The 24,641-nt window shown below is 58.9% G+C and carries 17 protein-coding genes; 13 read left to right on the top strand and 4 right to left on the bottom strand.

Features of this window, described 5'->3' with window-relative positions; genetic code table 11:
* The first annotated feature begins 193 nt into the window (after window positions 1–193).
* Both QM588_RS04590 and QM588_RS04585 read left to right on the top strand, forming a co-directional pair.
* Complete coding sequence (locus tag QM588_RS04590; RefSeq protein WP_283311890.1) at window positions 194–1,717, top strand: MFS transporter; 1,524 nt, start codon at window positions 194–196, stop codon at window positions 1,715–1,717.
* A gap of 475 nt (window positions 1,718–2,192) precedes the next feature.
* On the top strand, window positions 2,193–3,722 hold the full coding sequence (locus QM588_RS04585; RefSeq protein WP_283311888.1) for an ABC transporter substrate-binding protein: 1,530 nt from the start codon (window positions 2,193–2,195) through the stop codon (window positions 3,720–3,722).
* 776 nt (window positions 3,723–4,498) lie between these two features.
* Here QM588_RS04585 and QM588_RS04580 read toward each other — a convergent pair.
* From QM588_RS04580 to QM588_RS04570, 3 genes are all read right to left on the bottom strand, one after another.
* Window positions 4,499–4,840 (bottom strand): WhiB family transcriptional regulator, encoded by a 342-nt coding sequence (locus QM588_RS04580; RefSeq protein ID WP_283311885.1) that lies wholly within the window; start codon window positions 4,838–4,840, stop codon window positions 4,499–4,501.
* Between the two features lie 107 nt (window positions 4,841–4,947).
* Entirely contained in the window at window positions 4,948–6,039 is a 1,092-nt protein-coding gene (gene ald / locus QM588_RS04575; protein ID WP_283311883.1) for an alanine dehydrogenase, read from the bottom strand.
* A 51-nt stretch (window positions 6,040–6,090) separates the two neighbouring features.
* Entirely contained in the window at window positions 6,091–7,176 is a 1,086-nt protein-coding gene (locus tag QM588_RS04570; RefSeq protein WP_283311880.1) for a ferredoxin--NADP reductase, read from the bottom strand.
* Between the two features lie 390 nt (window positions 7,177–7,566).
* On the opposite strand from QM588_RS04570, the gene QM588_RS04565 reads away from it, so the two are divergent.
* The 5 genes from QM588_RS04565 (at window position 7,567) to QM588_RS04545 (ending at window position 14,689) form a co-directional block, all read left to right on the top strand.
* Complete coding sequence (locus QM588_RS04565) at window positions 7,567–8,799, top strand: aromatic ring-hydroxylating oxygenase subunit alpha (RefSeq protein ID WP_283311877.1); 1,233 nt, start codon at window positions 7,567–7,569, stop codon at window positions 8,797–8,799.
* Window positions 8,800–8,976: 177 nt separating this feature from the next.
* Window positions 8,977–10,236, top strand: coding sequence for an MFS transporter (locus tag QM588_RS04560; RefSeq protein ID WP_283311875.1), 1,260 nt, complete (start codon window positions 8,977–8,979; stop codon window positions 10,234–10,236).
* A gap of 376 nt (window positions 10,237–10,612) precedes the next feature.
* Window positions 10,613–12,268, top strand: coding sequence for a PucR family transcriptional regulator (locus tag QM588_RS04555; protein ID WP_283311873.1), 1,656 nt, complete (start codon window positions 10,613–10,615; stop codon window positions 12,266–12,268).
* 183 nt (window positions 12,269–12,451) lie between these two features.
* Window positions 12,452–13,831: an NADP-dependent succinic semialdehyde dehydrogenase gene (locus tag QM588_RS04550; RefSeq protein WP_283311871.1), complete on the top strand. Its 1,380-nt coding sequence runs from the start codon at window positions 12,452–12,454 to the stop codon at window positions 13,829–13,831.
* Window positions 13,832–13,918: 87 nt separating this feature from the next.
* A complete protein-coding gene (locus QM588_RS04545; RefSeq protein ID WP_283311869.1) occupies window positions 13,919–14,689 on the top strand; it encodes an SDR family NAD(P)-dependent oxidoreductase in 771 nt (256 codons plus the stop codon).
* A gap of 199 nt (window positions 14,690–14,888) precedes the next feature.
* On the opposite strand, the gene QM588_RS04540 is transcribed toward QM588_RS04545, so the two are convergent.
* Window positions 14,889–17,075, bottom strand: coding sequence for a N,N-dimethylformamidase beta subunit family domain-containing protein (locus tag QM588_RS04540; protein WP_283311867.1), 2,187 nt, complete (start codon window positions 17,073–17,075; stop codon window positions 14,889–14,891).
* Window positions 17,076–17,445: 370 nt separating this feature from the next.
* Between QM588_RS04540 and QM588_RS04535 the strand changes: the two genes are divergently transcribed.
* From QM588_RS04535 to QM588_RS04510, 6 genes are all read left to right on the top strand, one after another.
* A complete protein-coding gene (locus QM588_RS04535) occupies window positions 17,446–18,831 on the top strand; it encodes an aminotransferase family protein (RefSeq protein WP_283311865.1) in 1,386 nt (461 codons plus the stop codon).
* A 103-nt stretch (window positions 18,832–18,934) separates the two neighbouring features.
* Window positions 18,935–20,386, top strand: coding sequence for an aldehyde dehydrogenase family protein (locus tag QM588_RS04530; protein WP_283311864.1), 1,452 nt, complete (start codon window positions 18,935–18,937; stop codon window positions 20,384–20,386).
* A gap of 319 nt (window positions 20,387–20,705) precedes the next feature.
* On the top strand, window positions 20,706–22,829 hold the full coding sequence (locus QM588_RS04525) for an oxidoreductase (RefSeq protein ID WP_283311862.1): 2,124 nt from the start codon (window positions 20,706–20,708) through the stop codon (window positions 22,827–22,829).
* A 100-nt stretch (window positions 22,830–22,929) separates the two neighbouring features.
* Window positions 22,930–23,259, top strand: coding sequence for a DMT family transporter (locus QM588_RS04520; protein WP_167329770.1), 330 nt, complete (start codon window positions 22,930–22,932; stop codon window positions 23,257–23,259).
* Window positions 23,259–23,582, top strand: coding sequence for a DMT family transporter (locus QM588_RS04515; protein WP_283311861.1), 324 nt, complete (start codon window positions 23,259–23,261; stop codon window positions 23,580–23,582). The genes QM588_RS04520 and QM588_RS04515 overlap by 1 nt, the downstream gene beginning before the upstream one ends.
* 194 nt (window positions 23,583–23,776) lie before the next feature.
* Window positions 23,777–24,641 (top strand): AMP-binding protein (locus QM588_RS04510; RefSeq protein WP_283311859.1); only part of this gene is annotated, 865 nt, incomplete at its 3' end.

Below are 24,641 nucleotides of genomic sequence, written 5' to 3'. Positions count from 1 at the left end.
CTCTGCGATCGCTGGCGGTACCGCAGTACCCGACGCACATAACGGTTTTGAGCTGTCACGCAGCATGAAGCAGTTGCTCTTGGCGGCCTATCTCCTCGCGGCCCTTGAGTGCGATTACAAGTTCATACTCGATTACTATACTTTTTGTACAGTAATGCGCGAGGTTGAACGCCCGCGGAATCAGGAGTGACATATGAGTGCGATACAACGCTGGGGAGTTCTGGCGACGGTTGGGGCGGGACTTCTGCTGATCACGCTGGACAACTCGATTCTTTACACGGCACTACCGACGCTCGTGGAGGAACTCGGTGCCAGCGGATCTGAAAGCCTCTGGATCATCAATGCCTATCCGGTAGTGATGGCTGGACTTCTTCTGGGGGCCGGCACGCTCGGCGACCGCATCGGACATCGCCGAATGTTCGTGATCGGACTGTCGATTTTCGGTGTGGCGTCGGCGGCGGCTGCATTTTCGCTCAACCCGGAAATGCTCATCGTGTTACGGGGAGTACTCGCGATCGGTGCGGCAGCAATGATGCCTGCGACGCTCGCGTTGATCCGAGTCACCTTCGAGGACGAACGCGAACGCAACATCGCCATCGGAGTGTGGGGCAGCTTGGCCGTCGTCGGCGGCGCGCTCGGCCCCATCGTCAGCGGACTACTGCTGACGCAATTCTGGTGGGGCTCAGTCTTTTTGATCAACGTGCCGGTCGTGGTGACGGCGATCGTTGCGACACTTGTGTTGGCACCGCACAACGACGCCGATCCAACGAAACGATGGGATCTACTGTCGTCGATCCTGGCTTTGGTAGCACTGGCGGGCCTCGTCTTCGGGATCAAGGAGTTGGTGAAAGTCGGAGGCTCGGGCTGGACAGTCTTGTTGTCCGCCGCGGTGGTCGGGCTGAGTGCGACCTTGTTCGTGCGACGACAGGCACGTCTTCCGTATCCGCTCCTGGTCTTCGGCGTCTTTCGGAACCCCGCCTTCCTCTCGGGCGTCATGGCTGCCGGCTTCGCCATGTTCACTATCGGAGGCACACAGCTGGTAACCACGCAGCGATTCCAGCTGGTCGCTCAATACTCGCCACTCGAAGCAGGCATTCTCGTCTCGGCGATTGCGCTGGGTTCCTTGCCAACAGCCGTACTCGGAGGAGCTGTCGTGCACAGGACGGGTCTCCTTCCCCTGATCAGCGGCGGTCTGGCATTGAGTGTGTTCGGTGTGGTGGGAGCGACACTGACTTTCGATGGTCGCATCTCGGCGTTCGTGGTTGCGTTGGTAGTGACCGGCATGGGTGTCGGTGCGGCCATCGCGGTCGCGTCGTCGGCCATCATCGGCAACGTTCCCGTCAGCCGCGCGGGCATGGCGTCCTCGATCGAGGAAGTGTCGTACGAATTCGGCAGCCTTGCGGCAGTTGCGTTGCTGGGATCACTAGTCTCTTTTGTGTTCACCTCCCGCATCGAGCTACCGAGCGGCACTGATCAGGGCGCGCGCGACAGCATAGACAGCGCACTCTCGATTGCCGCGCAAGATCCTGCCATCGCAGACCAACTCTCTCGTGCAGCCGGTCAGGCCTACGACTCCGGTTACACCGCGGTCATGGTCGTGGTCGCGGCAACTCTTGCGCTCGCTGCGGCTGCCACTGGTGTGCTGTTGCGACGGCATGGACCGGGCAGCGAAGTTACTGGCACCGAGCGAATCGCAGTGGTAGACGCAGCCGAGTAGGAGTTCCTCAATTCTTGACGCAGCCGCGCACGTCGTGCAGCAGTACAGCGTGGCTGCCGTGACCCAGAACAGCAGCGCCGACGAGGCTGGTGGTGCCGAAGGCGGATTGGTGTACCCGTCACCGTCGAGATGAATTGTCACCTTCGGTCACCGTGCTAGTACCGACGTTCGGGGTCAGAGCATTCGGACGTGGGCTTTATAGGGCAGCTCGAATGAACAAAAGGGTCAATACTTGCCGATGACTCGAGTTGATGAGACCGAATGGCCAAGAAAGCCATGATTACTGACGGTGTGTCATGGTGCCCGAGTGCTCGAATTACGAAGTGAGCGTTGCTCCGTATGCACGGCGTTGGAACGGTATATCCATCCCGGACAGAGCGCGGTCTTTCAGTGACCGCCGTTCCCCGTCGGGGACCAGAAGAGAATCCCTGGGCCTGAACCCCACTGAACGGCGACGCACGAGGAGACCCACCATATGGATCATCGACGAAATAGGTTGTTCACTGTCTCAGCATCATTTGCGCTGGCGGTTGTCCTGGCTGCCTCGGGCTGCGGCGGGGGCAACGGCGGTGGCGGTGGCGGGACCGATGAAAGCGCCGACGCGATGGTACTGGGAGAGCCCATGGCGGTGACCACTTTGGATCCGCTTTTGGCTTATCAGGCTACCGACATCCGCGCCGTAGCTCTGCTCGGAGGAAGACTGTTCTCGTATGACCAAGCTGGGAACGTTGGTCCTGGGCTCGCGCAATCGAGCATCGTATCGCCGGATGAGCTGAGTTGGACCTTCGAGCTGCGTCCAGATCTGAAATTCTCCGACGGTTCACCGCTGACGGCGACGGACGTTGCGGCCAGTCTGGAACGGGCGCGTACCGACGAGACCAATATCTATGCGGCACTGACCAGTCCGTGGAAGTCTGTTTCAGCACTCGATCCGGAGACGGTCCGCATGGACCTGAATGTGCCGACTCCTAAGCTGGACTCCGTGTTGTCGTATCCGTTCACGACGATAGTACCGGCCGCGCGCGTTGCTGACAGCGACTACTACAGCTCGCCAATCTCTGCCGGAATGTTCTCGTTGGAATCATGGGGCGGTGGCACGGAGGCAAAATTCGTACGCAACGAAAACTATTGGGACGCAAAGCCAGTAGTAGAGCGCGTAACAATGACTGGCAACCCGGACTCCAGTGCGCGGCTCAGTGATGTCAAGTCTGGCCGGATCAACTTTGCCCCGGACATCGCACCGTCCTTGATCGACCAGGTGACCGCACCAGCGAAGCTGGACACCAGTCAATTGAACGGAATGTACTCGCTGGTACCGAACAACACGCTGGCTCCGTTCGACAACTACGAGGTTCGCAAAGCCATGTCGTTGGCGGTAGACCGTGATCAGATCAATTCCGAGGTCTTCTTCGGGAAATCCGAACCGTTGGCTGGGTTTTGGCCTCCATCGATGGACGGGTACGACAACACCGTTCCTACCGGCCGAGACCTTGCGGGTGCGAAGGCGGCACTTCGGGGCACACCCTGCGCAACCGGATGCAGCTCCGACTTGTACTTCACCTCTGCGTATTCGGGCGAAGCGGAGATGGCCAGAATACTCAAGCAGAATTTGGCCGACATCGGAATTGCGGTTGAAATCCATGATCTCGACGCCACAACGCTGTACAGCCGTCTCGCAGAGGGCAACCTACCGATGGCCATCACGCTGACCTGGGATTACCTGAATCAACCCTCAGGTCTGCTTAACTACGCGCTGCAACAGGGCGGAAGTCAGGCGAATTTCTCCTTTTACAGCTCACAACAGATGGAACAGCTGATCGGGCAGGCTGGCCAGCAGTCCGGTGAGCAACTCGAGAGCACGCTGGGCAAGATCGACGCGCTGTTCATTCAAGATGTGCCTTACGTCAACCTGACACCGTCGCCCACGTTCGCCGCTGTCAACCTTCCCGAAGATGATTTGGTGGTCGAATCGAACTCCGCCACATATGACTTCAAGCGGCAGTAAACGCCGAGAGCGCTACGCGTCCGGTACAAAGGCGCTATCGGAGATCATGCAGGCCCCGGGGGCACGGCAACGACATGAAGTTCAGTAGAGATCATGGTCGGCACCGAGACATCACGCGGTGCCGATCATGGCTACCCGGAGAAAGTGCGATTACCTCGAGTCAGTTGCACCGCCGTCCAACCCAATACTGGGGGCATCAGCAACGTTCGGCGGCGTGCATTTCGGTGGGCCCGTCGCAAACCGGGCCGAGGCCGCGACGAGAACGCTTGCCATTGACCCAGATGAGACTGCTAGACCTTGCTTAACGTGCACTGCCGACGGGTGGCCGCCGGCACTTCTCTGCTGACGGTGTCGTCACGGCCGGTACGTTGTTCATCGAAGGCTGCGGGCGATCCATCAAGTCGGTTGTCGGCAGCGAGAGTCGAGCCAACACCCTTACCGGTTCCGTTGCTGCGACGTGCAGAGGGTCCCGTGAGCGAAACATACAGCACGAAATGACTGTCCGGGATGGCCTCGCCGCTGCAGTCCTGACGCCCCAGCGTGTGCGCTGGTCGTCCCTTCACTGATACCACTTGGAGAGATTTGCCCATTTGGCACCGACTATCGTGACTGCACCGACAGCGAGACTACGACCGCGTACGGTTGCGAGGCGCTATGCAGGCTAGGAAGGAACACTTTCCCTGATAGGCAGCTGTCGGTTCGATCGGCTTTCGGGCGCAGATCACTCAGCGCCGCACCAGACTTCGATTGGGCTTCCTTCGCGACGACTACTGACGTCAAAAAGGTGTAGACGCATTGCCGAGCAATCGACTCGCATCCCGTCGGTAGTGGAACCATTTGTACTGCTTTCGTTCTCTCAAGGTAAGCCCGCCCCACACTCCGAACTGCTCGCCTGCGTCCAACGCATAGTTCAAGCAGTCGTCACGGACGACACATCCTTCACAGATTCGCTTCGCAGACATGGATGTTTCGCTGAACGAGTCGCATTCCTCATCCGGCTCGAAGAACGCCGCAGGGTCGTAGTCGCGACACCTCGCGTGGGCCTGCCAACCCGAGAGACCTACCGCCGCGTCAGGGTAGGTTGTTGCATCTTTGTCGCAGTCGAATAAACGACGCATTCTTCTCGCCCATTCTCGAACCCGTCCGGTCGTGGCCCGGCCTCCCACGTGGTTTACCTCACTGAGCTAATGCTCAGTGAGGTAAACCCTGGACGGTGCGCTATTGATTACTCTTGGTCAACGAAAGCCGACGCGACTGCTTCCGACAGCAAAGCACCGTTGTGTGTGCTGAGCCCATTCTTCAGGCCGGGATCTGCCTCACATGCCGCCTCGTAGCCTTTGTCAGCGAGAGCGATGACGTACGGAAGCGTGGCATTCGTCAGCGCGTAGGTCGAGGTCCGAGGCACGGCTCCTGGCATGTTGGCGACACAGTAGAAGACCGAATCGTGAACACTGTACGTAGGCTCGGCGTGCGTCGTGGGCACTGAGTCCTCGAAGCATCCACCCTGGTCGATCGCAATATCAACCAACACCGAACCCGGCTTCATCCGCTGAACGAGGGCGTTCGAGATCAGCTTTGGTGCCCGTGCGCCTGGAACCAGAACTGCGCCGATCACCATGTCTGCAGAGAGAACCGCTTGCTCGAGCTCCAGTGCATTGGACACCACTGTTTTCACCGCGCCCTGATACTGGTCGTCGATCGCACGGAGTGCCCGGATGTTCAGATCGAGGACTGTGACGTCAGCGTGCATACCGTGGGCGATAGCGATTGCGTTTCTACCCGAGACGCCAGCGCCGATCACCACAACGTTCGCGGGCCGTACGCCCGGCACCCCTCCCATGAGCACGCCGCGGCCGCCACCACTGGCCATCATGTGGTAGGCACCGACCTGCGGCGCGAGACGGCCCGCGACCTCGCTCATCGGGGCTAGCAGTGGAAGCGAACCATCAGCGGCGGTGACGGTCTCGTACGCGATAGACGTAGTTCCCGACTCGAGCAGTGCATCGGTGCACGGTTTGGACGCGGCGAGGTGGAGGTAGGTGAACAGAACCTGATCTCTACGCAACCGTGAGTACTCCTCGGCTATGGGCTCCTTCACCTTCAGCAGAAGGTCGGCCGACGCCCACACCTCATCCGCACTGTTCAAGATCTGTGCACCCGCGGCTTTGAAGTCGGCGTCAGAAAATGTCGACCCGACGCCGGCCTGCGTCTCGATGCTCACTTCGTGGCCACGACCGACTAGCTCGTGAACACCTGCGGGTGTGATCGCGACACGATACTCGTGGTTCTTGATTTCACGGGGTATACCGATTCTCACTGCTGCCTCCAAAAATGTTGATGTAGAACAAATGGGTATTTCATGATTGGTTCAAAAATCGTAGGAAATGGAGATCTCTTCCGTTTCCGGGAGGGCTTGACACGCCAGACGAAAACCGTCACCCAGGTCTTCTTCGTCCAGGACATCGTTCTTGGTCATCTTCACGGATCCCTCGACGACCTTGAACATGCACGAACTGCACTCACCCGCCCTGCAAGAAAATGGCGCAGGCAGCTTCTTTTTCAGAAGGAAATCCAGCAGGACCTGGTCGGGTGGCCAATCGTCATGATCGAACGACACGTCACCTAATTTGCCGGATACACGGAAGGATCGAGCTGCTTTACTGGCAGCCACAGAGGCGACGCCGTCGACGCCAACTACCGGCGAGTCTTGCTCTGCCGTAGTCACATCGACATCGAATGGGTTTCCTTCGAGTGAGATGAAGCGCTCGTGATGCTTCCGCTCTCGAGGAAATTTCAGCTCATCCAATACAGTCAGGGCCGCAGCCATGAAAGGAGCAGGACCGCACACGTAGGCGTCGTACGAACAGAAGTGGCGTACCACGTTCTTCAGCTGTGTGACAGTCGGAATTCCCTGAACTGATTCGAGCCAATGGATAGTCACAAACCTATCGGGATACTTGGCCGAAAGATCGTTCAATTCGCTGGCGAAAATGACTGAAGCTTCGTTCCGATTAGCGTAGAAGAGCACTACGTCACCGGACCCGGAAGCAAGTGCTGATTTCGCAATCGACATTACCGGCGTGATGCCGCTTCCCCCGGCGAATAGCAACAGATCAGAGGAGGCTTGACGAGTGGTGAACAGACCTGAGGGCGGTAGGGCCTTGACCGTGTGGCCGACCTTCAGGTTGTCACACAACCAATTGGAGCCGTGGCCGTCGCGAACTCGTTTGACAGTAATCTTCAGCAAGTCCGACTCATGCGGTGCGCTCGAGAGTGAGTAGCATCGTGCAGTATTTCCTGAATCCGAGTTGGACGGCACCTCGATGGTCAAAAATTGCCCAGGCTTGTAAGAAAGCAACGACGACGCCTCGAATACGAACGATTTGGCGTCGCTCGTTTCTTCGATGACATCCACGACCCGCAATTGGACCGGCTCGGTCACATTAGATCCCATCCTCGTAGGTGTTCACCATCGATTGGTTCGTGCAAACAGATCGACACCGTGGTGTTCACTACGTCGTTGACATCGGGCGCAGAGACCCATCTGAAGCGTCCCCTCGGTTTAGACCAGCGTTCCAGACCTGCGCGGTGTCGCCGACACTCCTGCTGTCAGGCATTGATCCCGCGGATGTAGACACAGTGTCACTCGATGGGCACGACCCGACTGGACGCCGCCATCCAGCTGAGCTCCGGACAGTGCACTTGCGAAACCGTCCACACCAGAAGAGGAGGGAGACTATCGCACAAGTCCCGAAACCTCGATGCAACAAGAAGTTTGCATGTTTGGAATATTTCGCGAATTAGCCGACAGGGTGACTTGTTACGGCAACCAAGATCTGACACCGTGCGGGTCAAGTGTGCGCTTTCCGGGGTGAACAATGGCTTATCTCACAGCCGCAACATCGCCCTAGGAGGCCCAATGACCACTCTCGACCACGGGACGTACTTCACCAGCCTTCCGCGCGAGTACTACGTGTCCCCTGAGCACTTCGCCACCGAGCTCGACGAAGTCTGGGCTCGTCAGTGGGTGTACGTAGGCCACATCTCGCAGATCCCGAAGCGAGGCGACTACTTCACCTTCGAGCTCGCGAACGAAAGCATCCTTCTAATTCGGGACGAAGGCGACACCGTGAACGCGGTGCACAACGTTTGCAGGCACCGTGCCCTTAGGCTCTGCGACCAGCCGACCGGCTCGGTTCGGAAGCGCCTGGTATGCCCGTACCACTCGTGGAGCTACGCACTGGACGGTGAGTTGAAGACGGCTACACGTCAGACCGACGGCGAGAACTTCAATTACTCCGACTTCGGTTTGTACAAGATTCACGTGGACGTGTGGAAGGGCTTCATCTTCATCTGTCTCGCCGACGAGGCACCCAAGCCTGTGGCGTCGATGATCGACGAGAAGAGCTCGGCAGACATGGACTTGATCGGGCCCACACGACTGAAGGTCGCCCACGAAATCGTCTACGACGCCCAGGCGAACTGGAAGCTTCTTCTGGAGAATGGTGTCGAGTGCTACCACTGCCCCAGCGTGCACCCTGAGTTCTGCGTGGTTTTGAACGCCGAAGAAATGTCGGACTACTACGACCGCGACATGGTGCCCGAGGTCGTTCAAGGCCTCGTCATTCCAGTGAAAGCCGAGCTGGACTCCTTGTCGATGGACGGCAGCTTTGTGTCCAAGAAACTGCTCGGTGAGTTCGACAACGGCGTGGAAATACCCCGAGAGTTCGGGGCTGGGTTCATGACTCAGCCCGGGTACGCATGGGGCGGTTTCCATCCGGACTACGGAATGGTCGCGACCACGATTCCAATCTCCGCTACACGAACCAAAATGCTGTGCCAGTGGTTCGTTCACGAAGACGCAGTCGAAGGCGTCGATTATGACGTCGACGAACTGATCAAGCTCTGGGACGTCACGAACATCCAGGACTTGGCCATCCAGGAGCGTCAGCAGCAAGGCCTCAGTTCAAGCAAGTACACACCAGGTCCCAACAGTTTCGACCAAGAGCCTGGCATTCGTGCGTCTCTTCGCCTCTACTTGGACATGCTGGGTGAACTGGACGAGTCCGAGAGGTAGATCCGACCAGGCACACCAGTAATTCCCTGTGGACCGATTCCACACAGGGAATTACTGGTGTCGGAGGGGCTAATCCGAGCGGCGACGCCACGCAGTGTGCGTTTCAGCTGTTGACGCCGGGTTGTATTTGTCGATCAGCTCTCAGAACTGGCATTGTGCGAGATGGGAATAATTTTGTTGAAGTTTTCGACCAACAAGTGGACCAACCTGGCGGTGTCGTACATGGCACTGGTAGGTGGATTCTTCGCCTACAACGGTTGGGCTCCGAGTCTCAACGACATCAAAGACGACTTGTCCTTGACCTTCTCGGAGGTCGGCAGTTTATCCGCGGTGACGGGCCTGTCGGCCGGAATCATGATTCTGCTGGGTGGTGTTGCCTCCTCACGATGGGGAACCAAGAACGTAGTGCTTGCGGGATTGGCGTGCGGGGTCGTAGGAATCATGTTGTTCTCGGTTGCCGGCGGTTATCTACTCGCCGTAACCGGTCGGGTTATCAGTGGATTTGCTGTCGGCCTATTGTTTGTCAGCACCTACACGCTCGCGGCGGAGTGGTTCCAAAACGACAAGCAGACGAAGCGGGCAACAGGAATCATGATGTCCGGTGACGGAGTCGGTGTCCTGTTGTCCATCTTCGTGCTGGCTTTCGTCTTGAGCGCTTTCGGATGGCGAAATGGCCTCGCCATCGAGGGAATCATCGTGTTGATCATGATTCCGATTGTGTTTCTTTTCGCCCGGAACGTAGAGAGCCGGACGGAGGCAACCGAGCGGCGACGAAGCGTCGGGCGAGCCGGTAAGTCGATGTTCGGTTCGTGGTCTGACGTCAAGCACCGCAACGTGCTCGTTGCAACCATTTACTGGTGCGGCGGGGTTGGTCTTCTCACTCTCATCACAGGTTGGCTGCCTGCGATCTTGGTCGGCGAGGCCGGTTGGTCGGAAAGCACGGCTGGGTTCTTTTCATCGATGTTCTCGGTCATTGGAATGGCGGCTGCGTTCTCCGCCGCGTTCTTGACGGGACGAGCACTCAACCACAAGGCGATGATCCTACGATCTGGGATCGTTATAGTCGGCGCGCTGTGCGTGCTCACCGCTGGGCTCGCACTAGGTAACTACATCGTCGTCGTGGTTGCTGCCCCGATTGTCGGGCTAGGTCTGTATTTCGGCGAACCCCTTGCACTGTCGATGGCGATAGATTCCGTCGACGGTGAGAACGCGATCGGTCTTGTGACCGGTCTCGTAGTGGGTGTCCCGTGGCTCACAGCAGGAACATTGTTCCCGTACACGCTGGGATGGATTCGAGATTTGACTGGCAACTACACGGCGGGTTTTGCCATCGCCATAGGCGTGATCACGGCTCTGTGCGTGATTTCGGTGCTCTTCTTGAAGCCCATCTCCGATCAGCCGAAGGAGGCGAACGCCTCGTTGAGTGAGGCTGTGTAGCAGCCAGCCACCTCAGGAGCCGTTGCAAGACGTGTTCCTCGACGATCACGTGTTACTCACCTGAAACCCTGCGTTTCGCAGGAAACTCGACTGCCGACCGTGTAACGCCACCCTCCGCAAGGGATTCGAGGGTGGCGTTACGCGGTCGAGCGGCCATTGTCTCGAACCGACGTCGGTCGGGACTGTCGGCGCGCCGACACACTTCAGAACCGACTCACGTACTTATGTCGGCAGAGGCACCGCTCCAAATCGAACTTGGGCGAGGATCCCTGTCCGCTCCCGTCGGCTTCCGATCACAGCTGCAGGCGGCTGACCCGGCCACCACCTGACGCTGGGGTGGGTAGATCGCCACGCCGGAAGAGAGGATGATTGATCCATGACTTCAGCTAGTAACGGTGTCAGCCAGACAAAGCCAGCAGGTGCCGCACTCACCGTTCGTGCTGCGCTCGATTTGCCGATTCTGCGTGGGGGCGCGCCCGAGGTCGTCGTGGGCGCAGACGCGTTGGATCGTCCGATCAGGTGGGTGCACGTCGTCGAAGTAAGAGACATCGCATCGGTGCTTCGAGGTGGAGAATTGTTACTGTCCGAGGGACGGATGTTCGGCAGCGCAGTAGAGGATCGACGGCTGATCGCCGAGCTCTCCGAGCGAGGGGTGGCCGCACTGGTAATAGAGCTTGGGCCTCGACACCGTACTCTGCCGAAGAACATTGTTGTCGCCTGTCAGGAACATGGCCTGACACTGATCGCTTTACATTTACCTGTGGCCTTCATCGACATCACCGAAGCCATTCACAGTCAAATCGTGTCCTACAAGATGACCCTCCTCGATAGCGCTCATCAGCTGCAAGACCGCCTCACGCATCTCGCACTATCCAACGGCCAAATACCCGAAGTATTGGATATTCTCGCGGACGCAGTGAACAACCCGGTGATCTACGAGAGACAGCACGGGGGTTTCGTATATCAAGCACTACACACGATGACGGAAAGAGACGTGTCCGCCGCGTGGGAGGCCCACACACGCAGAATAAGCTCTGCCCCAACAGCTTTGGAGACCACGCTTACTGTAGGTGAACGCTCGGCAGGGCGGCTCGTCGCACTGGCCATGAGTAGTCCGTTCACCGAGGCTGATGAGCTGGCACTCGAGCGAACCGCCGGTATCGTCAGCCTGGTTCTTATGAGAGACGAACACCAGGACAGCGTCGCTGCGCGCAATCAGCGGGGATTCCTCACTGCGTTGATGCACGGCGAAATGCCGCCGTATCGGGCCGAAGCCAGATCTGCGACACTGGGTTTTGTGGCCCCGGTGCTGCTGCCTCTGGCCATTCGGGCCGCAGCCCACCATCGTTCGCGGCCTTTGAGCTTGGAGGACCGCCTATGGAAGCAGATCTGGGACGACGTCAACTCGGAGATGACGGGTCGACGAATGACCGCGATGATCGATCAGGCACCATCGAACGACATCAGTTTGGTCATGCTGGGTTTGGAAGATGTAACTCAGAGGAAATCGGCGATCGATCGCTTCGCGAATGTGGTCCAAGAGGCCGCTGACCGCCACATCGGAGTACCGAACGGCGCAATCATTTGCGCTGGTTCGGCTGTTCACACGTGGCAGGCAGCTGGTGAGGGGCTGATTTTGAGCGTCGAGGCCATGGACGGTGCGATGCAGAGCCGGCCAAGACCGTGGCACGATGCGATCGACCTGGACCTCGACCGGTTGTTGTGGAGCCTACGACAGAATCCGGACCTTGCCCGATTTGCTCATCTCCGACTCGATACCCTGCTCGATCACGACCGGCAACGTCGCAGTGAGCTGTTCAAGACGCTTCAAGAGCTTCTCCGCCTGAACGGTCGGAAAGCCGAAACAGCACGTGCCCTGCACCTGGAGCGTCAGTCTCTGTACAGCCGAGTGGAGCGTATCGAAGCGCTGCTAGGAGTTGATCTGGACGACCCGGACACGAGGCTGGGTCTTCATCTTGCTCTACGCATCATGCGGCAACTCCCCGAGGTGGCCGACGACTTGTGGGCTTGAGACCAGGACCGGCATACGGCCTGCTGTTTCGGTTCAAGCTGTCCGGGACAGCAGGCACTTATTGACGTTGTGTCCATTGTCCTCACGGTTGACACCAGGAAATGTTGCACGGTGATAACGCCGGGTGTCACTCGCACTTCTGCGAGTGCGAGGCACCGGCCACCGAGAGAGGGCAGATGAACTGTGGCGATCGCAACTATCAACCCAGCGACGGGCGAGACGGTGAAGTCGTTCGAGCCGATGTCCGAAGAAGAAGTGCAAGGACTCATTGGACTGGCTCACGACCGTTGGAAGCAGTACCGCACGGTCAGCTTCGAGCAAAAGGCAATCTGGATGCGTGCGGCCGCCGATCTCCTGGAAGCCGATATCGAGGACGTTGCGCAGTTGATGACCTTGGAGATGGGCAAAACGCTCGCGTCCGCGCGAGGCGAGGCCGCGAAGTGTGTGAAAGGGCTTCGTTTCTATGCCCAGAATACCGAGGCCATGCTGGCCGACGAGGGTTTGCCGGGTGGAGCAGGTGCAGTGGGTGCCTCACGTGCTTTCACCAGATATGAGCCTTTGGGTGTGGTGTTGGCCGTCATGCCGTGGAACTATCCGTTCTGGCAGGTTCTACGTTTCGCCGCACCGGCTTTGATGACCGGCAATGTTGGATTGCTGAAGCACGCATCGAATGTCCCGCAGTGCGCGATGTACATCCAAGACCTGTTCGAACGCAGCGGCTTCCCGAAGGGCTGCTTTCAAACGCTGCTGATCTCGTCATCCCAGGTCGAAGGCGTACTGAGGGATCCTCGAGTGGCTGCGGCGACCATCACTGGCAGCGAGTGGGCAGGCCGATCTGTCGCATCGATATGTGGCGACGAGATCAAGCCATCGGTACTCGAGCTCGGTGGCAACGACCCTTTTATTGTGATGCCCTCGGCCGACTTGGACTCGGCTGTGGCAACTGCTGTTACGGCACGGACACAGAACAACGGACAGTCGTGCATCGCTGCGAAACGTTTTCTGATTCACGACGCCGTTTACGATCAGTTCACCAAGAGATTCGTAGAAGCGATGTCAGCTTTGACCGTCGGTAATCCAGTGGAGGAGACAACCGATGTCGGTCCACTTGCCACTGCTGACGGAAGGGCTGAGGTCGCAGAGCTCGTCGACGACGCAATTGGAAAGGGCGCGTCGATTCTGTGTGGTGGCCGCACCGTGGATGGCGATGGATGGTACTTCTTGCCAACCGTGATCGCGGACATTTCACCCGAGATGCGCGTCAACGACGAAGAGGTGTTCGGTCCGGTCGCCATGGTCCACCGCGTCACGGATATCGACGATGCCATCGCCCTCGCGAACGCGACTCCGTTTGGCCTCGGTTCGTCGGCGTGGACCAGCTCGCCAGAGGAACAAGAGCGGTTCATATCCGAGATCGCCGCTGGCCAAGTATTCATCAACGGGATGACAACCTCGTACCCGGAGCTTGCGTTCGGAGGCACGAAGCGGTCCGGATACGGTCGCGAACTCTCGTACCATGGCCTGCGCGAATTCTGCAATGCAAAAACAGTGTGGGTCAAATAATCGATCGCGAACTGGTTGAGCACGCCGTACAAGAAACTTCGAAACGAGTGGTCATCGACAGATGGCACTCTGAAAGGTAGGCCTGGAATGCGATTGTCAGGCAAAGCCGGAGTGATCACCGGTGCTACGAGTGGCCTGGGGCTCGCCACCCTGGAAGCAATGACACGAGAGGGCGCATCAATTGTCGCGGTCGGCCGTGATTCCGAGCGAGGGAATCGCGCAGTACAAGCGATCCAGGATCGCGGCGGACATGCAGTGTTCCATCAAGGCGATGTGACCGTCGAAGACGATGTGAAAAGCATGATCGATCGGTGCCGTTCAGAGTACGGAAAAATTGACATCATGCACAACAATGCCGCCTATTTGGTCAGCGCCGCAATTCATGAGACGACAAACGAGCAATGGTCGTCGTCGATTGCCGCTAATCTCACATCAGTTTTTTGGGGTACGAAGTATGCGGTTCTGGCGATGCGCGAGCAGGGACACGGGGGATCCGTAATCAACACCGCATCGGTGGCGGGTTTCACCGCAACAGGGGACACGGCCAGTTACGTGGCGACCAAGTCAGGGGTGATTGGACTGACGCGAGACACGGCTATCGCCTATGCCAGCGAAGGAATTCGTTGTAACGCAGTCTGTCCAGGCGATTTCGAATCACCGATGTTGGAGCACTTCTTCGAGACGGCCACGAATCCAGCAGCTGCGCGCGATGCGATGGAGAACCTGTACCCCACCCACCGAATTCTCGCACCAGCAGATGTCGCGGCCGCAATCGTATTCCTTGCATCGGACGACGCTCGTGGAATGACAGGAACTTCGATGATCGTCGACGATGGCTTGATGGCCAAGACGTATTGATCACCTGGTAGCCGTTTCACGATCGCTGTATGGATCGGTGACAGCGACCGTCTATTGCTGTCCCTCCGATCGCGGTTCGGCTACATCTATGCGTGCCGCGAGCCCCACACCGAGCAGCGCGGCGGTGTTCATCGTGAGATGAGCACCGCCGCGCCGGTAGTTTAGGCTCCTCCTGATTACCGGTAGGTCGATCTCCTTCTCAGGACCGGTAGTCTTCCCCATCTCGCGCGAAGGCACTGAGAACATTTCGAGTAACAGCCGAAACATTGTTTCGATAATTATTCTGCGAAAGGCAACCGCTCCACGTAATCGATCCGGTACTGAACACGGCACCGCCGTTCGGGTACTCGACCAGGGCCATGTCGGTTTTGACCAATGGGCTTACCGACCCGCTCTGCATCGAATCCGACGTCAATATCTCTTCGGAACATGCTTGTGCGTGGTCCGAAAAGCCTGTGGCGGTGGCGAGGATCGTGGTGTTGCCCGGCGTACCAAGCATGGAGTCGGCGCGATCGAACTCGTAGCCTGCCGCACCATACGTTTGAATCAAATTGGGCATATCTCCGATCACCTCATCGTCGATGTTACGGAACACGAACCCGCCTGCCTCACCGAACGATTCAGGCCGGCGTTCGTAGGGTCGGCCTGCTCCCGGCGTTTCTGCGGTGAACCCGACGCCAACCCATGACTGCGGTGCTAGTCCTCGGTGCCGCCACAACCCTCCAAGTTCACCGGTAGAGCTCAAGTGAGCCTCTCCCGGTTCGGTCTCCCAAGCTCGAGTCGATGGTCCACGGCGTCGAATTTCCACACTTGCCCCCGTAGAAGGATCGAGCTGTGTGACCCAGTACATGCCGTTGCCACCGAGGTACATCATCCGGCCGCCACTTTTCAGATAATTCTGCATCGAGCGAATCATGGAAACCGACCAGTACTCGGGATGCGTGCCGGTCAACACCACGTTGTAGGGGTCCACAACTGCCCTACCCTCGAGATGCAGGTCCTCGTCCGTAATGACGTCGAAATCGATATCGTGCTCGTGCAGCCAATCCACGATGTACAAATCAGCATTCAAGTTATGCGGAGAACCGCGACCCTCATCGAGCCAGGCCATGACGCATTGCGGTCGCATGTTCACAATCGGGCGAAGTCGCGAGCTGTAGCAAACCCCCGATCCGTCACTATGCTTGTCGTAGAGACTGAGAAGCCTGTTGTCCACGATGTACTTGTCCTGTTTCTGGACTGGGTAATCGATGTGACTCATGGCATCGCTCTGATTGAGGAGTTGCTCGTTCGCGTATGCAAGGTATGTGAACGTGGGAAGTAGGAGCACGACTTTGGCAGATGACTGTCCCGCCGTAGGTCGGACTGTGAACGGTATGTAATCGTCGCTGGAACCAGTGGACACGTGCGCCGCGTATACCCCACTTTTCAGGTCGGTAGGTACGACCCATGAGAAGGCTGCATCCCAGCCAGCATCGAACAGGTCGTCGTCGTGAAAGTGGATGGCTCCGTAATGCGAATTGGCGTGCCGCCACGCAGTCTCGGATCCGTCGAATTTGCGGCCCGTGGCTGCCCGCATCGGCATGTTGACCGCGCGCCCGTCGTACCCGTGGCCGGACGTGTCCGCAATGGACCAACCGTCGATTCCGATCTCGAAATCCCAAGCCGCCAACAAATCATTCGGAGAGCCGGCAGGTGTCTCGTGCTCGAATGTGTGATTGTCTGCAAAAGCTGCCGAATAAAGCCGTGGAGCCTCGATTTTGCCGTTGTAAAAGCACGATGGAAATTCTCCATTTCTGTCCGCGCCGATCGAGATCTCGCCCGTTGCGTCGCTGGCGAAAGAGATGGCGGTGCTCGCCGTCCGTACTGTCGACGAGTTGGTGGTCTGGACGGACTCGATGCGTAGTTTCAGTATCCCAGCGTGCGCACAGCTCAAAGTCAGTCGCTGCCAAGTCCTTTCTTCGATCGAACCGATGGAGACGGTCGCACCGGCGGCATGTACAACAGCCGCACCGTTCTCGAGTCCGATCCACAGCCCATCGTCGGATTTCGGGCACCATGACAGGAGCGTCTGTCGACCGCGTTTGGGAGTAGTCGGCCAGAACCATAGGTCCACGGTCACGTCATCGACATCACTGAGATCCAACTGCTTGGGAATTTCTATGTACGAACCCGGTCGAATGTGCTGTTCGGTACCTGCATAGCGCCCCTCGATCGAGCTCTCCACCGGTTGTGACTTGAACCCGGGCGTGCCCGGCCGCGTGTCGCCGTGGATCAGCCGTACGATCTCGGCTTCGTATGGCACGCCCCCTTTGGAACTGACCTGAAACGTGATCGACTCGCCCCCTTGCACGCTCAGCCGATCACTGTATCCAACAATTTCCATGGCTTTACTCCAGTGGTTTCTCGAATTCGGACAGGCGAATCCCTAACGTCGCGGTTCATCGAACGACAAACAACATTCAGCCTGGATCTGAGGTCGATCGGCACGAACCACCAGAGGGCGGATCCGTTTGCTTCGCTGCCCTAGTGGGTCGGTAAACGCCTGAAAATACGAGTGGATCAGCCGACCAGACGAGGCTCACTCTGCGTTGCATGTGTTGTGATCGATTTACGCGGTCGTACGGCCGCCACGGACGACAGTGCCACACAAAGCCCGACCGAACCGCACGTGGACAATCTGTCATGCCGGTATTGCCGAGTTCCTACACCTTGCCCCTGGTTGCAGGCTACGGCCACGCAGCATGCTTTTCAGCATGCAAGCAACCTCTCCTAGCCTCGCCGGCGTAGACCACGCAAATGGTGTTGGTGCTGCCACTGGTATTACCGCAGCACCGACGCAGCTGATCGGCTTCGACCGTCAACACGTGATGCACGGTTTTACCAACTTCGATCGCGACGCCGCACCTGGCCCAATCTTCCAGTCGGGTAAAGGCGTCCGTCTGATCGACGTCGAAGGCAACGAATGGCTCGACGGATGTGCCGGCCAGGCCAACGTCAGCCTCGGCTACGGGCGCGATGAGCTCGCCGACGTCGCAGCGGCTACCCTCAAGTCCCTGGCCTTCGGAACGCACTTTTACCACAACCGTAGCCATGTGTGGGCATCCCAACTTGCCGACCGGCTCGCACACATCACACCCGCTGGTATCGACCAGTTCTTCTACGGCGTCGGAGGGTCTGACGCCGTAGAGACCGCCATCAAGATCGCCCGGTTCACCAACATCACGAATGGCCGGCCCGAAAAGATTCACATCATCGGCCGAATGAACAGCTACCACGGCGTGAGCTACGGCGGTGCCAGCATGACCGGTGACCACGCCATGTGGAACAACATCGGCCCACTGCTATCAGGTTTCTCGCACATCGCTCAGCCCGAAAACGGCAGCGTCGGTGCGGCCAAAGCGCTGGAGGACGAGATCCTGCGCGTCGGACCGGAGAAGGTTGCGGCATTCCTCGCGGAACCGATCTCCACCCCGAACGGGCTCTACTGCCCTCCAGACGACTACTGGCCGCAGATCCGCGCGATCTGCGACAAGTACAATATTTTGATGATCGCCGACGAAGTTTTGGTCGGGTTCGGCCGAGCGGGAGCCCAGTTCGCGATCGATCGCTGGAATGTCACTCCGGACATCCTCACCATGTCGAAGGCGATAACGGCCGGTTACCTTCCGTTGTCGGTCGTCGGAGTGGCTGGTCATGTGCGTGAGGCCCTCGCAGCGAGTGGCGAGAAGTTTGTGCACGGCGTCACCTACGGTGGACACCCGGCTGCGTGTGCAGTTGCCCTTGCGACCATCGATATCATGGAGAACGAGGATGTCGTCGGCCAGGCAGTACGAGGTGGTAACTACTTCGCACAGCAGCTCGCGAAACTTGCCGACAGCCAGGACATCCTCGATAAGAGTTCCGCGCGGGCAACCGGCATGATGGTCGCCATCAACCTCAAGCTGGATGAGTACGGTGACGAATTCGGTGTACGCGTCCACGAGGAGTTTGCTCGCCGCCGTGTCCTGGTGCGCTCGTACCGTAACAACAGGACCATCGGTTTCCTACCGGCTCTGACAATTCAGACCGAAGACATCGACGCGATCGTGGAAAGAGTCGGGGATTCGATCGTCGCCACACGTGCCGCGTTGGGTGTCTAGAAAATCAGTTCGGCCGTTATCTCCAGATATCGCCCAAATGCATATTGAGAGGGATTCAATGTCAGTCCAATCAGTCGAAAATTCGGTTGTCCAGCGCTATCCAGTGATCGCACGACTGAACAGGCCGTACATCGACGGCGCGTTCGTGGATCCGCAGACCGACGACACGTTTGCACGTGTCACACCGGTCAACGGGCAGGCTCTGCCATCCATCGCATCGTGTGGAGATGCCGATGTCGACCGCGCAGTGGCTTCTGCACGGCGCGCGTTCGAGACGTCGGACTGGCGTCGCCGCAGTCCGCGCGAACGCAAGCGAGTACTTCAGCGACTGTCAGCTCTCATGCTCGAGCACAAAGACGAACTCGGCGCACTGATCACCGCTGACATGGGCAAGCCGATCGCGACTGCTACATGGGAAGTCGAGTTCAGCGCCGAAGTTTTCGAATGGTTCGGGGAATCCGTCGATCATCTCTTCGGCGACGTGGCACCCCTCGGTTACGACGCCCACGCAACCATCACCAGGGAGCCAATCGGCGTCGCCGCAGCGGTTACCCCGTGGAACTTCCCGCTGCTGATGCCGTCGGTCAAGTTGGCGCCGGCCCTCGCCAGCGGTAACACGGTGGTTCTCAAGCCAGCAGAACAGTCGCCGCTGGCTGCGCTGCGCTTGGCCGAGCTCGCCACGGAAGCCGGACTGCCCGACGGAGTACTCAACGTCGTGACAGGACTCGGTGAGACGGCCGGCAAGGCTCTCGCTTTGCACATGGACGTCGACGCGCTCGGATTCACCGGTTCGACGGCCGTCGGTCGCCTGATCATGAAGTACGCAGCCGAGTCCAACCTGAAGAAGGTGTCACTCGAGCTGGGCGGTAAGTCCCCCGCTCTCGTGCTGGCGGACGCCGCCGACCACGAAATGGTCGCCAGCAAGACCGCCGAGGCGATCTTCGGAAACACCGGACAGATGTGCGACTCGAGCTCGCGGATGGTCGTTCACGAATCGATCGCGGATTCCGTGATCGAACAACTCAACATTGTCGCAGGGCGTTGGCAGCCGCTCGACCCGTTCGATCCGAGCGCGGTCATGGGACCGGTCGTCGACAAGAGCCAGTACGACCGAGTGCTCGGATACCTCGACATCGGTCGGCAGGAAGGTGCGCAGGTCACCGTTGGCGGCAACGCCACAATGGTCGAGACAGGAGGCTTCTACATCGAGCCCACCGTTCTCCGAAACGTCACCAACGACATGCGAGTCGCGCGCGAAGAAATTTTCGGACCGGTGCTCTCCGTCATCACCTTCAGTGACGACGAAGAGGGTCTCCGGATCGCCAACGACACCAATTACGGTCTCGCAGCAACGGTGTGGACCAACGACATTCGTAAAGCACACCGCATGGCCCGAGAGCTGCGCGCGGGTGCAGTCTTGGTCAATGGTGACGAGCTGTTCGACGTGACACTCCCCCACGGCGGGTTCAAGGAGTCCGGCATCGGGCGTGACTACTCGCACTACGCTTTCGACAATTGGACTCAGCTCAAGGCCACGTACATCAACCTGGCCTGAGTCGGTCAACCGCGCAGCTAGTTCGACTGCACCACACCTCTGCACGGTGGCCGTTGGCCACCGTGCAGAGGTGCCTCTGGAGCCCGACCGAGATTTGCCCGAGTGCGCACGCGCCGACGGAAGGCCCGGAGGGGTTCTCACCAAAACGGAGGATCTAAGCGTGAACACTGCTCCCACGCCGTCCGCCGAAATACGACTTAATCGCAGTTTTTAATGGTGACGCGTCCAACAGAGGGCGCAGACTCACCACAGCACCACTATCCGCCCAGCCCCCTAGCGGCGGAACGCCTCGCTTACGCGAGAAAGGTTGAGAACTGATATGGATCCGCGCCACTCGATTTTGTTCGAGCCAATCGAAATCGGTCCGAAGACGATACCGAACCGCTTCCTGCAGACTCCCCACTGCACGAGCTTCGGCACCACCAAACCACGCTCCCAGGCACACCATCGCAAGGTGAAGGCTGAAGGTGGATGGGGGCTCATCTTCACAGAAGAGTGCTCCATCCACCCAGAAGCAGACCAATTTCCTTTCGTGCTCGCCAGGCTCTGGGACGATGACGATGTGGCGAACCTCGCCCTCATGTGCGACATGGTCCACGAGGAGGGTGCGCTGGCCGGCATCGAGTTGTGGTACGGCGGAGTGCTTCCCCTGAACATGGAGTCGCGCGGTGTATCCCGAGCGCCGTCGCAGATCGTCAGCGACGCTTTTTCGATGGCACCGTGTCTCGAGATGGACATCTCCGACATCGAGATCGTGCAGGGTTTCTACGTCGACGCGGCGTTGCGTTCGCGTGACGCAGGTTTCGACGTGATCTGTCTGTACGGAGGCCATGAGGGCTTGCTCGAGCAGTTCCTCTCGCCGTACTACAACAAGCGCACGGATAACTACGGTGGATCACCAGAGAACCGAGCTCGCATGTGGCGTGAGGTGATCGAGAAGGTCCGCGCGGCGGTTGGCTCCGACATGGCTATTTCTGTTCGAATCTCCGCGGATTCACTCCGTGGAGACGATGGAATTCTGTTGGAGCGCGATGTCCTTCCGTTCATTCGTGCCTGCGACGACATCGTCGATCTGTGGGACGTCTACCTGGGCGGTGTCGACTGGGGTGACGACGCAACACCGTCGCGCTTCTTCAGGTCCGGCCGCGCGCTGGATTACGTCAAACGCATCAAGGAAACAACGCGCAAACCGGTAGTTGCCGTAGGCAGGTTCACTGACCCGGGCGCTATGGCGCAGATCATCAAGGACGGTGTCGTCGACATTGTAGGTGCCGCCAGGCCCACAATTGCCGACCCCTACCTGCCTAACAAGATCAAAGAAGGTCGACCGGAGGACATCCGGGAGTGCATCGGCTGCAATATCTGTATCTCTCGTTTCGAGCACGGCGGACCTCCCATCATCTGTACTCAAAATGCGACCGCTGGCGAGGAGTACCGACGTGGGTGGCATCCCGAGAAATTCGATCGGGCTACCAACGCTGAATCCGATGTGCTGATCCTCGGTGCAGGCCCAGCAGGTATGGAGTGTGCACGAGTTCTCGGCGAACGGGGTATGCGCAATGTGCATCTCGTCGACTCCGAACCCGAGATGGGCGGCCACCTTCGATGGTTGACCCAGCTACCGGGACTGAACGAGTGGAATCGCGTCACCGACTACCGGATGGTGCAGCTCGAGAAGCTGAAGAACGTCGAGTTCATTGCCAACACAAGACTTTCAGCCGCCGAGGCCGCAGACTACGGCGCTGGCATCGTCATTGTGGCGACCGGATCGCACTGGTCAGAAGTTGGGCTGGGACCTGTCACCAGGAATGGTCTTGTCACGTCCAAGGGCGCAAATGTTTTCACACCTGAGGACATTCTCAGGGACGGGCGCGAGCTTCCCGGTACACACGTCACCATCATCGACAACGACGGATATCATGTCGGTGCTGGACTCGCCGACATGCTGTCGTCGCGCGGCAAGAAGGTCACGCTTCTGACGCACATGGCCGAGTTGGCTCCGTACACCAACTACACGTTGGAAGCCGGTTTCATCCGCCGCAAGTTGCACAAGCAGGGCGTGAAGATCGTGACGTCGACCATCCCGGTCAGTCTGAACGAGGACGGTGTACATGCGCACTCGGCATATGCCGATTCCGATGACCTTCAGTTCTATCCGTCCGATGCAGTCGTACTGGTAACGCAGCGAGTCTCGAACACCGGCATCTACCGCACTATGCAAGACGAAATCGGATCGGTTCAATTGCTCGAAGAAGGGGTCGATTCGGTCTACAAGATCGGCGATTGCGTCGCTCCGAGAATCATTGCGGAGGCGGTCTTCGACGGCCACCGCTTGGCCCGTGAAATAGATTCGCCCAACCCGGCGATTGCGTTGCCATATCACCGTGAGCGCGTCGTCGAGCTGCGGCTCGAGCGCACTCGTCCCGGAGCACTGACCTCCTGAAGGGTGAAGCCAACACAGTAACGAGGCGGCCGGTTCTCACCGGCCGCTTCGTTGCTGGCCGCGTGTGCACAGGGGAGAACAAGTGCTCAATAAGGTATGGATGCTGCTGCTGGCGGCAGTCCTGTCGGAAGCGGCAGCGGCCCTATCGCTCAAGGCTGCGCTCGACACACCGCTCTGGTACTCGGTTGTTGTGATCGGCTACAGCGCGTCGTTCGTGTTGCTCTCGATGATTCTCCGGGCGGGCGCTCCTATCGGCAAGATCTACGGTATCTGGGCTGCGTCGGGAATCGCCCTGACCGCGGTGCTCGGAACTGTCATATTCGGCGAACCTATGACAGTTCTGATGGTCGCAGGTATTGCCCTGGTGATCGGTGGCGTACTGCTTGTCGAGTTCGGCTCCGGACGCGCGAAAACGATGGCTGACAACTGATGTGGTGGTTGCTGTCCGGCGCGATCATCGTCGAAGTCGCCGCGACGCTCGCGCTACGCGCATCGGAAGGCGGACGGAAGAAGCTCTGGCTCATTCCTGTAATAACTGGCTACTTGGTAGCGTTCATACTGTTGTCAGCGACGCTGTCCGCAGGCTTGACGATCGGTGTCGCGTACGGAATATGGGCCGCCTGCGGCGTAGCGCTGACAGCGATCGCCGGGCGTCTGTTGTTCAAGGAACCATTGACATGGATCATGGCGCTGGGCATTACCGTAATAGTAGGTGGCGTGCTGTTGATCGAAATTGGTTCCGCTGCACATTGACTGCCATCTTAGAAAGGTGAATCGATTACCGTGCCAGTCTCACTGGTACCGATATCGTCGGCACCCTGTTGTTTGGACCGACGTCGACACCGATTCTTGAGCCGAATTCTCCTGCGCCCGAACCGCTTCGACAACATGCACGTCGTCCAGGCATTTCGAGCCCTTTATCGACGAACCTGAATTCCCATATCGATATGATCGAGGTCAAGTTGAGTAGCAATACGAACGCTGCTGTGGAACCCGTCGCTGCCTACGCACCGACGTCCGAGTTCACGGCTCAGGCGAACGCTCAGGCGGATCTCTACGCCGCCGCGGAGAAGGACCGACTCGGCTTCTGGGCCGAGCAGGCCCGCCGGCTGCACTGGCACACCCCGTTCACCGAAGTACTCGACTGGTCCGACGCCCCCGTCGCCAAATGGTTCGCCGACGGCGAACTCAACGTCGCCTACAACTGCGTCGACCGCCACGTCCTCGACGGCCACGGCGACCAGGTAGCCATCCACTGGGAAGGCGAACCCGGCGACAGCCGCGACATCACCTACTCCGATCTGCTCGCCGACGTCAGCCAGGCCGCCAACACCCTCACCGACCTCGGTCTCGTGTCCGGTGACCGCGTCGCGATCTACATGCCCATGATCCCCGAGGCCATCGTCTCGATCCTCGCGTGCGCTCGCCTCGGCCTGACCCACTCGGTCGTCTTCGCCGGCTTCTCCGCCACCGCACTGCGCTCGCGCATCGACGACGCCGAAGCCAAACTCGTCATCACCACCGACGGACAGTGGCGACGCGGCAAGCCCGCTCCCATCAAGGACACCGTCGACGAAGCAGTCGACGGGGCAGCCTCGATCGAACACGTGCTGGTCGTCAAGCGCACCGACTCCGACGTCGCCTGGACCGAGGGACGCGACCTGTGGTGGCACGAGACCGTCGCCACGGCGTCGAAAGAGCATGAGGCACAGCCTTTCCCGGCCGAGCACCCCCTGTTCATCCTCTACACCTCCGGTACGACGGGTAAGCCCAAGGGCATCATCCACACCTCCGGCGGCTACCTCACCCAGA

This window comes from Rhodococcus sp. IEGM 1354 (assembly GCF_030056855.1).
Classification (GTDB): domain Bacteria; phylum Actinomycetota; class Actinomycetes; order Mycobacteriales; family Mycobacteriaceae; genus Rhodococcoides.
The sequence above is the reverse complement of the archived record's forward strand: the minus strand, read 5'-3'. Positions and strand labels throughout refer to the sequence as shown.

Coding starts and splice junctions, on each gene's coding strand:
- QM588_RS04590 (WP_283311890.1), top strand. CDS start 194: ATGAGTGCGATACAACGCTGGGGAGTTCTGGCGACGGTTGGGGCGGGA.
- QM588_RS04585 (WP_283311888.1), top strand. CDS start 2,193: ATGGATCATCGACGAAATAGGTTGTTCACTGTCTCAGCATCATTTGCG.
- QM588_RS04580 (WP_283311885.1), bottom strand. CDS start 4,840: ATGCGTCGTTTATTCGACTGCGACAAAGATGCAACAACCTACCCTGAC.
- QM588_RS04570 (WP_283311880.1), bottom strand. CDS start 7,176: ATGGGATCTAATGTGACCGAGCCGGTCCAATTGCGGGTCGTGGATGTC.
- QM588_RS04555 (WP_283311873.1), top strand. CDS start 10,613: ATGACTTCAGCTAGTAACGGTGTCAGCCAGACAAAGCCAGCAGGTGCC.
- QM588_RS04545 (WP_283311869.1), top strand. CDS start 13,919: ATGCGATTGTCAGGCAAAGCCGGAGTGATCACCGGTGCTACGAGTGGC.
- QM588_RS04540 (WP_283311867.1), bottom strand. CDS start 17,075: ATGGAAATTGTTGGATACAGTGATCGGCTGAGCGTGCAAGGGGGCGAG.
- QM588_RS04535 (WP_283311865.1), top strand. CDS start 17,446: ATGCAAGCAACCTCTCCTAGCCTCGCCGGCGTAGACCACGCAAATGGT.
- QM588_RS04525 (WP_283311862.1), top strand. CDS start 20,706: ATGGATCCGCGCCACTCGATTTTGTTCGAGCCAATCGAAATCGGTCCG.
- QM588_RS04520 (WP_167329770.1), top strand. CDS start 22,930: ATGCTGCTGCTGGCGGCAGTCCTGTCGGAAGCGGCAGCGGCCCTATCG.
- QM588_RS04515 (WP_283311861.1), top strand. CDS start 23,259: ATGTGGTGGTTGCTGTCCGGCGCGATCATCGTCGAAGTCGCCGCGACG.